The organism is Acetobacter papayae JCM 25143 (genome assembly GCF_000613285.1).
GTDB classification, from domain to species: domain Bacteria; phylum Pseudomonadota; class Alphaproteobacteria; order Acetobacterales; family Acetobacteraceae; genus Acetobacter; species Acetobacter papayae.
The window spans coordinates 1-11,442 of sequence record NZ_BAIN01000071.1 but is presented as its reverse complement, the minus strand read 5'-3'; the positions used below and the strand labels follow the sequence as shown (position 1 = coordinate 11,442).

10 protein-coding genes and 3 pseudogenes are annotated in these 11,442 nt (G+C 62.0%); 2 read left to right on the top strand and 11 right to left on the bottom strand.

Annotated elements, in window-relative coordinates; genetic code table 11:
- The 7 genes from JCM25143_RS12730 to JCM25143_RS22815 form a co-directional block, all read right to left on the bottom strand.
- Positions 1–438, bottom strand: a 438-nt coding sequence (locus JCM25143_RS12730) for a hypothetical protein (protein WP_025861466.1), incomplete at its 3' end; no start/stop codon positions are given.
- Positions 435–647 carry a hypothetical protein gene (locus JCM25143_RS21030; protein WP_159101649.1) on the bottom strand — a complete coding sequence of 71 codons (213 nt, stop codon included), beginning with the start codon at positions 645–647 and terminating at the stop codon, positions 435–437. The genes JCM25143_RS21030 and JCM25143_RS12730, both read right to left, overlap by 4 nt.
- Positions 614–1,459, bottom strand: coding sequence for a hypothetical protein (locus JCM25143_RS19490; protein WP_051543341.1), 846 nt, complete (start codon positions 1,457–1,459; stop codon positions 614–616). The genes JCM25143_RS21030 and JCM25143_RS19490 overlap by 34 nt, the downstream gene beginning before the upstream one ends.
- Complete coding sequence (locus JCM25143_RS21025; RefSeq protein WP_051543338.1) at positions 1,456–2,235, bottom strand: hypothetical protein; 780 nt, start codon at positions 2,233–2,235, stop codon at positions 1,456–1,458. Before JCM25143_RS21025 ends, JCM25143_RS19490 begins: the two co-directional genes overlap by 4 nt.
- The gene (locus JCM25143_RS21020) at positions 2,195–2,917 is read right to left on the bottom strand and encodes a hypothetical protein (RefSeq protein WP_148300137.1); all 723 of its coding nucleotides are present in this window, start codon (positions 2,915–2,917) and stop codon (positions 2,195–2,197) included. Before JCM25143_RS21020 ends, JCM25143_RS21025 begins: the two co-directional genes overlap by 41 nt.
- Before the next feature lie 306 nt (positions 2,918–3,223).
- Positions 3,224–3,790 (bottom strand): methyltransferase domain-containing protein, encoded by a 567-nt coding sequence (locus JCM25143_RS19480; RefSeq protein WP_051543334.1) that lies wholly within the window; start codon positions 3,788–3,790, stop codon positions 3,224–3,226.
- Complete coding sequence (locus JCM25143_RS22815; protein ID WP_199897883.1) at positions 3,703–3,969, bottom strand: hypothetical protein; 267 nt, start codon at positions 3,967–3,969, stop codon at positions 3,703–3,705. Before JCM25143_RS22815 ends, JCM25143_RS19480 begins: the two co-directional genes overlap by 88 nt.
- Positions 3,970–4,039: 70 nt before the next feature.
- Here JCM25143_RS22815 and gloB point away from each other — a divergent pair, with 70 nt between their 5' ends.
- Positions 4,040–4,810 (top strand): hydroxyacylglutathione hydrolase, encoded by a 771-nt coding sequence (gloB, locus tag JCM25143_RS12710; protein WP_051543349.1) that lies wholly within the window; start codon positions 4,040–4,042, stop codon positions 4,808–4,810.
- A 371-nt stretch (positions 4,811–5,181) separates the two neighbouring features.
- On the opposite strand, the gene JCM25143_RS12705 is transcribed toward gloB, so the two are convergent.
- Positions 5,182–5,892 (bottom strand): lysophospholipid acyltransferase family protein, encoded by a 711-nt coding sequence (locus tag JCM25143_RS12705; protein ID WP_025861463.1) that lies wholly within the window; start codon positions 5,890–5,892, stop codon positions 5,182–5,184.
- 223 nt (positions 5,893–6,115) lie between these two features.
- Here JCM25143_RS12705 and ahcY point away from each other — a divergent pair.
- Positions 6,116–7,404, top strand: a pseudogene (ahcY, locus tag JCM25143_RS19475) (adenosylhomocysteinase).
- A gap of 115 nt (positions 7,405–7,519) precedes the next feature.
- Here the strand turns inward: ahcY and JCM25143_RS24220 are convergent.
- The 3 genes and pseudogenes from JCM25143_RS24220 to sucB form a co-directional block, all read right to left on the bottom strand.
- Complete coding sequence (locus JCM25143_RS24220) at positions 7,520–8,524, bottom strand: L,D-transpeptidase family protein (RefSeq protein WP_025861462.1); 1,005 nt, start codon at positions 8,522–8,524, stop codon at positions 7,520–7,522.
- A 414-nt stretch (positions 8,525–8,938) separates the two neighbouring features.
- Positions 8,939–10,653 (bottom strand): annotated as a pseudogene (gene lpdA, locus JCM25143_RS19465) (dihydrolipoyl dehydrogenase).
- A 78-nt stretch (positions 10,654–10,731) separates the two neighbouring features.
- Positions 10,732–11,442: pseudogene (gene sucB / locus JCM25143_RS19460) on the bottom strand (dihydrolipoyllysine-residue succinyltransferase); the annotation flags it as partial.

Below are 11,442 nucleotides of genomic sequence, written 5' to 3'. Positions count from 1 at the left end.
CATAACCCGCCCCGCCATGACAGCCGAAAGCAGCACGCCCTGCGCACAGGTCAGCAGCCCCGCCCATTGCCAGACCATGCCGCGCCGACAGGCAACACTTACCAGCCCCGCCACGCCAACGCACAAACCCGCCGGAAACTGCCCGGCCTGCACCCGAGACCCCGCCAGAAGCAGCAGCACCATCAGCGCCAGCGCCAGAAACGGTGGCAGCGCAGCCTGCCGCCCTTCGGGGGTACTGTCGGCCTGATAACGTGACAGGAACAGGCCGGGGGCCACCCCCAGCACCACCGCCAGCACAGCCCCGACCTGCGATAGTGGCGGCTGGCCACTGACAAGCATGGCCACAGCGCCCACAAGCCCCAGTGCGGGCAGAAAACCCATGCCACGCGCCACAACACCAAGGGCCAGAAGTGCCGCCAGAACAGCCGCAAGGGTCATGTCAGCCCTCCATGCACCGTGCCCTGCTCCTGTCTGGATTGCGGCTCCACGGCGGGAGCCGCCGCCCCTTCATCCAGCACAACGGGCTGGGGGGCGGCCGCCCATGTCATCTGCCACGCCAGCAGCCCGAACAGAAAAATAACCCCTAGCCTGACACGCACCCGGCGGCGGGTTGTCAGCACCACCAGCCGCGAAAGCCCCAGTAGCACAGCCGCCGCCAGCATTTTACCCACCCACAGCACGGCCCCCACCACACAGGCAGACAGCCAGTCCTGCGTATCGCCCAAAGCGGGGCTGGCAAGGTACCCGCCCAAGCCAGATCGCCCGCAAGCGTTACCCAACATAGGCTCAGGCAATCAGCAGCCAGTAGCCATAGAGCCCTGTCCGGGCCAGCAAGGCAGGCAATCCGCCGTTGCGCCTCATCACCCCACGGGGCCAGCACCACCACCATAAAAACCGCCACCCCGGCCAGCACATAAGGCGCGCCATCCAGCATGGGAGAAGCCCCATGCAAACCCGCCAGAAACACTGGCAGGCTGCGGGTCGTGCCCGCCAGCAGGGCTACGGGGGCCAGCACCGGCAGCACCAGACCATCGGCCAGCAGGTGCGCGCAGCCCCACCATGCCGCCACACCTCCCTGCAGGGTCTGAGGCAGATCAAGCAGCGACATGCCCGCCACAAGCACACAGCAGACCAGAAAAAGCCCCGGTGCCACAAAACCCGGCGCCGACACGGTAAAGACTGGCACCAATGCACAGGACAAAACCGCCAGCACCAATGCGGCACGACAGGCAATGCTACCTGCCTGCATGGCGGGCTCACGCAGGCAGGGCCTGCGGCTCTGATGCCTGATTTCGCGCCAGCGGGCCGAGATACGCAAGGCCGAGCGCCCTTCCAGCCGGGCGGCTGTCCATTCCGTCAGGCCTGCAAACCATGGAGCCGCCAGCACCAGCAGAATAGCCTGCACAAGAAGTGCCAGAGTGCAGCCAATGGCCCACCCCCATGTCAGTTCCGCAGTCATGCGCCCAAAAACAGCCCCAGCAACAACCCTGCTCCCAGCAGCAGAACCAGCAGCACCATACCGTGGCTTTCGCTCCATGCCACACCACGGAACAGCCACCGCCGCCCATAACGTGACAGAACCGCTAGACGCACAGGCAGCACCGAAGGCCGGGGCAGACGCCATGCGGCACTCCCCCCTTCCAGACCACAGAGCATTGCCCCAGCCTGAGCAAAAGGCAGAACCGGCTCAGTCTGGCCCGCTCCCATTCCATCAGACGTGGGGCTGTAAACCGGGGCTCCCTGCCGCCATGGAACAACCATGCGTGCAGGCACGGGTACAAGCGAGGCCCCCATAAACCGTGCCAGCAGGGCTGCCAGCCCGGCGGCAGCAACCAGCGCCAGCAGCAGCAAGGCAGGAACCAGCGTGCTTTCTCCCGCTGCGGGCCGCACAGTAAACACTCCCCAGACCGACAGACCCGGCGCGCTATCCCCTACCACCAGCGCATCCGCCACCGACAGCCACAGGCCCGGCACTAGAGACAGCAACGCTGCCACTCCTGCGCACAGGCAGGCAGGCAGGCCCCGGTTCAGCCAGTACCCACCGCGCATGAGCGCCCCTGCACGCAGCAGACCCGCTGCGCACAGAACCGCCACCATGATCTGAAATCCCGCAAACAGCACCATACCCAGCGCCGTAGCGGGCGATGCCCCCTGCACGGAGTAATCAGACGCAACCAACAGGCTCCACAAAACACTAAAACCGCCCAGCGGCGGCATGGCCGAAACCGGGAGCATTGTGCCCCACAAGGCCCAGCGGCCCCATTCCCGCTCCGTTCCGTACCCCGGCCCCGCACTGTCTGGCCCGCGCATGGAAACACTCAGCCATAACAAGCCCACCAGCCCCAGAGCGGGCGCCCCATGGCCAGCCGCAAGGTCGCACCAAACGCATCGGCACCATCCAGTGCGCAGGCCAGCGCAAGTACGAGCACCATACAGCTCCACCATACCACGCCCCCGCCAGCCCCGAGGCCACGCACCATGACTGTTGGCCGCGCAGGGCCTGCAAACCACCACGCCACGCCACCCAGCCACCACAGGCCAGCATCAATGCCTGCTGCACAAAAGGCACAGCACCCGTTTCCGCCAGAAGGCGGCCAAGCAGAAAAATACCGATAAAAGCAGGCACCATCGCCACCGGGCCTTTCTGCTCCCCCACGGCATGTCCTGTCTGTAGAATGCTCAGCGCCAGCAGCGGCACGGACAAAACGCTATCAGCAGGCACACAGGCAGGCAGAACGGCAAAAGGTAGGCACAGCCCCCACCCGCCACGCCGGGTCAGCAGGGCCAGCGCCGTGCCCGCCAGAAGGCAGAAAACCAGAGGAGAGAGGGCCAGCAGGCCGAGTGCCGCCAACACACAGGCCAGCCCCTGCCGCCCTGTGCCTGTCACTCCTCCGGCAAAAGACAACACAGCCAGCATGGGCAGAGCCGGACCATCCACCAAACAGGGGAAACCACGACACCACTCCGTTCAGCCGCCCCATGGCTCCCGCCAGCGCCAGCAGCCCGACAACCGCCCATAAGCCACCCTGCACCACGCCACGCCAGCGAAGGAACGCCGCTCCCCTTCGGCTGAAGGCTGCATCCGGCACCACGGCCAGCAGGCCAGCGGCCCCCAGACACAGCAGCAGACCACATATGAGCAAGGAGATGAAAATAACCGCGTTTCCCTTCCGTTTTTCAAAAACTCTTCCTACCGGAACACCAAAGCCTACCCAGCCTTACATCACATCCTGCGCGCAGCACCCGGCTGCGGCATTACGGCCCGCGCCAGCCAGCGCCGCAGCCCCGTAACCGGCAGCGGGCGCGCAGAGTAGAGGTCATGCACGGCCTCCACCAGCAGCACCCCACCAGCACCGGGGCATAAAACCTTGCCCGCCACATCCATGCGCCTGCCGCCGCTGACCGAACGGCAGGCAAGCCATGCGGGCATGAACAGCAGTTCGTCCCACCGCTCGGCCCGCAGCATGGCAGCCGCCAGCACCCGCCGCACCGCACGGCGGGTAAAGGCCCTGTCCTGTGCAAAGGCCGTGCCATGCAGGCGGCTACAGCCCAGCAGGCGGCTGGGCACAGCCAGCAGCAACCGACCATCCTCACGCATGATTCTGGCGGCTTCACGCAGAGCGGGCAAAGGGTTATCCCGCCCGCGCAGGGCATGCACCAGCACAACCCTGTCAAATGCTCCGGTGCGAAACGGTGTGGCGGTTATTTCCGCCTCGCAGGCGGGCACGCCATAAAGTCTGCCAGCCCGCGCCGCCAAGCGCGTTGTGGTAGGCCAGCCATTAATGGCCACATACTGGCCCCCCCCTCATCAAGCTGGGCCAGACACGGACCGGCCCACCCCATGCCCGCCACATGCAGACCATGAAGATCAGGCCAGAGCCAGCGCATGCGCTCTCCCACCAGAGTCGCGCAGACACGGCCCTGCGGCGTGCCATAAAAACTTTCCGGCGACTGCGTGACGTACTGCATGCACCCTGCCTATCATAAGCCACGCATGCAGCGCCATGCCCTGACGCCCTTCCCTATGGGAGACCTTTTGATGTTACAGCCCCAGCCGCAGGCTACCCCCGCTGCCCATCAGGGCCATGGTCTGGACATCCATGGCATTCCACTTTTTACCGACAATTACGCGTGGCTTCTGCAAGATCGCGCAACGGGTACAATTGCCGTGGTGGACCCCGGAGACAGCGCTCCGGTAGAAGCCGCGCTGGCCCCCTATGGCGGCAGACTGGACCTGATTCTGCTCACCCACCACCATGCAGACCATATTGGCGGCGCGCAGGCCCTGCGCGCACTTACTGGCGCGAAACTGGCAGGCCCTGCGGCTGACCAGCATCGCCTGCCGCAACTGGATATTCCCCTGACGGATGGAGAGAACATCGCAATAGGTGACAGTGCGGGTACGGTCATCGCAACGCCGGGGCATACGCTCGGCCATATCTGCTATTTCTTCAACGACCCGGCTGCCCTGTTCTGTGGTGATACCCTGTTCAGCCTTGGTTGTGGCCGTCTTTTCGAAGGCACCGCAACGCAGCTTTTCGACAGCCTGCACCGCCTGTCAGCCCTGCCGCCTGAAACGCTGGTGTATTGCGGGCATGAATACACGCTTTCAAATGCCAGCTTTGCCCTTGCTGTTGATCCAGACAACCCCGCCTTGCTTCAGCGTGTAAACGACGTGCGCCGCCTGCGCGCGCAGTCACAGCCCACAATACCTTCCACCCTTGCACTCGAACGCGCTACCAACCCGTTCCTACGCGCGCCTGACAGCCAGACACTAGCCTCCCTGCGCGCCCGTAAGGACACGTTCTGACATACCAGAAAAAACCCGGTCTCTCGCCTGTGTGAGCAGGCAATACACAAAGTTATCCACAGACCGGATTTTTACCAAACCCGCTTTTTGAAGGGGAATTGCCATTTGTGCACAGCCCTGAGAACCCATACCAAATGCACAATAAAACAAGATTTATTCAAAAAACTCTTTTATTTTAAAAGAACAAACTGAAATTAAAAAAATGTTACAGAATCTGTCATTCCAAAAAAACCGCTACGCTTACACAATCTTGTCAAATTTGATCTCAAACAAGCCGGATGGGGCCGCAGATAATCCACAACCTCATCCACAGAAAACCCTCTACCAACAGCATAGTTTTTCCAAGCGCTGACACTGCTGCGCCACGAGCCTCAACCCTGACTGTCCCAGTCTTTTTCCAGATCCCGCCAGCTGCTTTCAATACCGGCGAGCAGTTCGGGCCTTCTGGCAACGCCTATCGCGGGGCCAATCGCCACATGCAGCACCCCGGAGCGCTTGAGAAACGCATTACGCCCCCAGAACAGGCCGGAATTGGTCGCCACGGGAATAACCGGCAGCCCCGCATGGCTAGACATGGCCGCAATACCCGGCTTGAGCGGCACATGCTCGCCCGGCAGGGTGCGCGTGCCTTCGGGGAAGATGACAATCTGCCGCCCGGCTTTAACCGCCTTGTCGGTTTCGGCCAGCAGCAACCGCATGGCCTTGGCGCCCGCCGCACGCTCGATAGGCATCATGCCTGTCAGCACCAGCATCGGGCCCAGCAGGGGAATACGCCGCAACTCCCCTTTCATGACATAGCAGGGCCGGGGCAGCAGCAGCATCCAGATCAGCGTATCGAAAGCCGACTGGTGCTGCGAAGCTATCAGCGCGGCACCGGATGCGGGCAGATGCTCCAGCCCGGTTACACGCACCGTAACCCCGCAAACCCGGCGGAACAGCCACAGTACCAGCCGCGCCCACAACCGCGCATATTCAAGCGCCCAGCGGTGCGCGAACCAGCGTATGGGCAACGCCCCGACCCCCATCAGCAGGGTAAGCCCGACAGACAGGACATTGAACAGGACGGAACGAAACACAACCATTGCAGCAAACCCGGTATGACCAGAAATCACGGTCCGAAAAACACAGTCTGACTGGCAGAAACCCGCAGGGAGTGCGCGCCCTGTCTGTTGACGTGCAGAAAAAACATCATGCCAGACCGCGATGCAAGGGGGCTGCACGGCTCTGCCGCGCCGGTTGCATCTGGCCTCCGCACCGCACAGTCTGTATAGCAAGGCTACACGCAGTTCAGGAAGACAGGACAAAATGGCTGATTACAAGGTAAAGGACCTCTCGCTTGCTGAGTGGGGCCGCAAGGAAATCTCGATCGCCGAAGGTGAAATGCCCGGCCTGATGGCCCTGCGCGAAGAATACGGCGCAAGCCAGCCGCTCAAGGGCGCGCGCATTGTCGGCTGTCTGCACATGACCATCCAGACCGCCGTGCTGATCGAGACGCTGACGGCTCTTGGCGCTACGGTTCGCTGGTCTTCTTGCAACATTTTCTCCACTCAGGATCATGCTGCTGCCGCCATTGCCGCGGCCGGTATCCCGGTCTTCGCCTGGAAGGGCCTGTCCGAGGAAGAATTCTGGTGGTGCATTGAGCAGACCATCACCGGCCCGGATGGTTGGACCCCCAACATGATTCTGGACGACGGTGGTGACCTGACCGTGCTGATGCACGACAAGTACCCCGAACTGCTGGCCAATGTGCGCGGCCTGTCCGAAGAAACCACGACCGGCGTGCATCGCCTGTGGGAAATGCAGAAAAAAGGCACGCTGAAGGTTCCCGCCATCAACGTGAACGACAGCGTAACCAAGTCCAAGTTCGACAACCTGTATGGCTGCCGCGAAAGCCTGGTGGACGCAATCCGCCGTGGCACGGACGTGATGATGGCTGGCAAGGTTGCCGTTGTTGCGGGCTATGGCGATGTGGGCAAGGGCTCCGCTGCTCCCTACGCAACGCTGGCTGCCGCGTTCTGGTAACGGAAGCCGACCCCATCTGCGCCCTGCAGGCCGCGATGGAAGGCTATGAGGTTGTCACCATGGAAGACGCTGCTCCGCGCGGCGATATCTTCGTGACCGCCACCGGCAACGTGGACGTGATCACCATCGACCACATGCGCGCCATGAAAAACCGCGCCATCGTGTGCAACATCGGGCATTTCGACTCCGAAATCCAGATCGATGCGCTGCGCAACCTGACATGGGATAACGTGAAGCCGCAGGTGGATGAGGTTGTCTTCCCCGATGGTAAGCGCCTGATCATCCTGTCCGAAGGCCGTCTGGTGAACCTTGGCAACGCTACGGGCCACCCCTCCTTCGTCATGTCCGCGTCCTTCACCAACCAGACGCTGGCGCAGATCGAACTGTGGACCGCCCCCGAAGGCAAATACGACGTTCAGGTCTACACCCTGCCCAAGAAGCTGGATGAGAAAGTGGCCGCCCTGCATCTGGCCAAGGTTGGCGCACAGCTGACCGCCCTGAGCCAGAAACAGGCCGACTATATCGGCGTTCCGGTGCAAGGCCCGTTCAAGCACGAAGAATACCGCTACTGATCAAACCCTGCCCGGCCTTGTGCCGGGCAGGCCATGTGATCATGCGCAAACCGGCGCGGCCCTTAACTGGGTCGCGCCGGTTTTGTTTCTGCCCTTTATCTGGTGCGCCCTGCCGTTAACCCGAGGCTGGCTTATGGGCCAGACCGTCTTTCAGGGCGGCGGTCTTGTCCGCCTCCTTCGGGGGGGAGGTATCCACCACCACCACGCTCACCCCCGCCACAACCGAGGGGTCACGATCCGGACGCAACAGGGCCTTGAAGCGAGCATCCTCAAGGGCTTTGTGTTCATACGCTGCATCAAGCAGGCCATGGCGATCCAGAAACACATTTAGTGTCGCGGGAATACGAATACACCCCGCAGAGGCGGTTCTGCCCAGTCGCTGCTCCAGATAAACCGGGTCGGTTGCGTGCATCTCCAGCCGGATCGGGCCTTTTTCACGGCTGGGGAGCCAGCCTTTTTCGGCTATCTGCCAGCCGAAATCCCACACCCGCATGCCTTTGACACCAATCCCCATGATGCCATTTTCATTTTTGGTGCCTAAAGCCCGGTAGCCGAGCCTGTCTGCCGTGTTAATAAAAACCCCTGTGGGCGTAATGTAATAATGCTTGCGGCCTACCGTTCCGGTAGAAACACGGGCACTGCCTATAAGCGGCCAGTCGTCTCCTCCGGGCCCCGCAGGCATGGCCAGAAACACCGCCAGACGCTGCACGGCGGGGTTACGATCCACCACCACCATGGTCTGCGGTCGGCTGATGACATAACCCGCCTGCTCCAGTTGCTGGCGTGCGAGTTGCTCCATCAGTTCCTTGCGACCGGGGGATAGCGGCAGGGCCGCTGGCACCTCATGCTTAAAAACAGCAGCAAGGCGCACGGCTTCCTCACGCGCCTGATCCTCCGTTTCCGCAAAGGCCTGCAAGCCTGTGAAGGGATCTTCCGCTGCCACGGGCGCTCCTGCAACGGCTGGACTTGCCGGTGAGGCTTGTGCTGCGGCACCTGCCGCAACGGATGCAGGAGCCTCTCGCCCCTCATCCGCTGCCGCTGCACCCGCAAAAGGTGACAACTCCGGGCTTTTATGTGCGGCAGGTGGGGCATTACTGGCCGGGGCGGGCGCTGCCGCCAGAGCCTGCCGGGCAACAGGGGGAGCATGGGTTGGCGCTGCATCCTGTGCAGGCTGGGCCTTCTGCGCTGTCTTTTTGGGGGTGGGCCATGCGGCCCCTACATCACCATCAGGGAAAAACACCTGTGGGTTTGCGTGGCCAGCACTCTCTTCCGCCGCGGCTTCACTGGCCAGAAAACTGTCCAGATCCTGCTGCTCCACCGGGGTGGTTGGGGCTGCATTGGGTGCGCCTGTGTTACCCGGCGCCCCCTGCGCCACCGCCATGGGCAGGGTCAGAGCCCCCATGCCCAGAACGGTGCAGCCTGCGGCTGTCATAAGCCGTATTCTCAGAGAGCCTGCCAGGTTCATGCCATACTCTTTTCTCGTCTTCATACGACATGGAAGAGTATGGCATTTATCCTAACAAGAAGAAAATAATCAGATATTGATCGCCCGGCCATCAGCACCGAGAGCGGCTTCCTTCACGGCTTCGCTCAGTGTCGGGTGAGCATGGCAGACCCGGCCGATATCTTCGGCAGAGGCCCCGAACTCGATGGCCATGGTGGCTTCGGCAATCAGTTCGCCAGCAGCCGGGCCGATAATATGCACGCCCAGCACGCGGTCGGTCTGCTTTTCCGCCAGAACCTTGACGAAACCATCCGTCATGCCCAGCGCCCTTGCGCGGCCATTGGCCAGGAAGGGGAACTTGCCGACCTTGTAGCCCACACCCTTTTCCTTGAGCTGCTCTTCCGTAAAGCCAACGGAGGCAACTTCCGGCCATGTATAGATCACGCCCGGAATGGCATCGTAATTGACATGGCCCGCCTGCCCGGCCAGCAGCTCGGCCAGCGCCACGCCTTCTTCCTCGGCCTTGTGAGCGAGCATGGGGCCAGCAATGACATCGCCAATCGCGTAAACGCCGGGCACGCTGGTTGCGAAATGCTCGTCCACCACAACGCGGCCACGGTTATCGAGGGCGATTCCCGCTTCTTCCAGCCCCATGTTCTTGCTGGCGGCCGTACGGCCAACTGCAACCAGAACCACATCGGCCTCGAGAGTTTCCACCGCACCACCGGCTGAAGGCTCGATGCTCAGCACCACGCCCTTTTTGGTTTTTTCGGCTTTGGTGACCTTATGACCCAGCTTCATGGTGAAGCCCTGCTTGGTCAGCAGTTTCTGGAACTGGGTAGCAATTTCGTTATCCGTGCCGGGCACCAGACGGTCGAGGAATTCAACAACCGTAACATCCGCCCCAAGGCGCTGCCACACGCTGCCCAGTTCCAGCCCGATCACGCCGCCACCAATCACCACAAGGCGCTTGGGCACAGCTGAAAGCTCCAGCGCGCCGGTGGAGGTCACGATAACTTTCTCATCCACCTCGATACCCGGCAGGTTGGCGCTGTCGCTCCCGCTGGCAATGATGATGTGCTTGGCCGTAACCGGCTTGCCATCAACGCTCAGGCGGCCCGTTCCCTCGACCTTGCCATGGCCCTTGAGCCAGGTAATGCCGTTTTTCTTGAACAGGAACTCCACGCCTTTAACATTGGCGCCAACGATCTCGGCCTTGCGGGCCTGCATACGCTCCAGATCAAGCTTAACGCTGTCGATCAGCACGCCATGGGCTGCGAAATCATGCCCGGCTGCATGGTAGTTTTCAGAAGACTGCAACAGCGCCTTGGAAGGAATGCACCCGACATTCAGGCAGGTGCCACCCAGTGTCGCACGTTTTTCAACGCAGGCGACCTTGAAGCCAAGCTGTGCTGCGCGAATGGCGCACACATACCCACCCGGCCCGGCACCAATCACCACCACATCGTAATCGGTTTCAGCAGGCGCTGCGGCAGCGGGAGCAGCAGCCGGAGCTGCTGCGGGGGTTTCGGCCTTGGCGGCAGGAGCTGCGGGGGCGGCACCAGCCGCACCGGCTTCCAGCACGGCCAGCACCGCACCCACTTCAACCTCGTCGCCTTCCTTAACGGCCTGACTGGCAAGACGGCCTGATGCGGGAGCAGGCACTTCCACACTCACCTTGTCCGTTTCCAGTTCGACAATCGGTTCATCTTTCGTCACCGCGTCGCCCGGCTGCTTCAGCCACTTTCCAACCGTAGCGGTCGTCACACTTTCCCCAAGGTTGGCACTTTGATTTCGGTTGACATCAATCTGGTCTCGCTCACGTTGGAATTTGGCAGAAGCATGCGGTTGCGGGGGCAACCCTACGCCACCCCCGCAACGGCTCAGGCTTCGATCAGCAGGCGGCGCGGGTCTTCCACGTTCTGCTTGACCCGCACCAGGAAGCTGACAGCCTCCTTGCCATCCACAATACGGTGATCATAGGAAAGGGCGACATACATCATCGGGCGGATAACCACCTGCCCGTTCACTGCCACCGGGCGCTCCTGAATGGAGTGCATGCCAAGATACCGGACTGCGGTGCATTCAGGATCGGGGTGGACAGGAGCGAGCCGTAAATACCGCCATTGGTGATGGAGAAGGTGCCGCCGGACAGTTCATCAAGCTTCAGCGTGCCTTCACGCGCGGCCTTGCCGAAACCGGCAATTTTCTTTTCGATCTGCGCGAAGTTCAACTGATCCGCATCGCGGATAACCGGCACCACCAGCCGTTGGGGCCACCTACGGCAATGCCGAGATTGACGAAGTCACGGTAGATGACATCCTCACCGTCGATTTCGGCATTGATCGCAGGGAACTCCTGCAATGCCGCAACCACGGCGCGAGAGAAAATGGACATGAAGCCCAGCTTCACGCCATGCTTCTTCACGAAGCTGTCCTGATACTCAGCCGCAGCGCCATGACACCGGACATGTCGATTTCGTTGAAGGTGGTCAGCATGGCCGCCGTGTCCTGCGCCTCTTTCAGGCGGCGGGCCACGGTGCGGCGCAGGCGCGTCATTTTCACGCGTTCTTCACGCGGGTCGTCCTTGCGGGG